Origin of the sequence: Achromobacter sp. SIMBA_011 (assembly GCF_046535435.1) — a bacterium.
In the GTDB taxonomy this organism is placed as follows: Bacteria; Pseudomonadota; Gammaproteobacteria; order Burkholderiales; family Burkholderiaceae_B; genus Achromobacter; species Achromobacter dolens.
Genome location: NZ_JAWRWN010000468.1, coordinates 1 through 272 on the forward strand (window position 1 = coordinate 1; position 272 = coordinate 272).

The 272-nt window shown below is 62.1% G+C and carries 1 protein-coding gene; it reads left to right on the top strand.

Going from position 1 to position 272, the window contains the following annotated elements:
• Positions 1 to 272 (top strand): NAD(P)-dependent oxidoreductase (locus tag SB816_RS31745; RefSeq protein ID WP_410548214.1); only part of this gene is annotated, 272 nt, incomplete at both ends.

Genomic DNA, 272 nt, shown 5'->3' on the forward strand with positions numbered 1-272 from the left:
TTACGGCTCGCTGAAGGAGATGGCGGAAGCCGTCGACATCCTGATCTGCATCGTGCCCGGCACGCCGGAGACGCATAAGGTGATCAACGCGGAAATCCTCTCCGCACTAGGGCCGCAGGGCGTTTTCGTCAATGTCGGCCGCGGTTCCAGCGTTGATGAAGATGCGCTTCTGCAGGCGCTTCAGAGCGGTGCCGTGGGTGCTGCCGGTCTCGACGTGTTCTATGCCGAGCCGAAGGTGCCGGAAGCGTTCCTGTCGCTGCCGAATGTTTCCC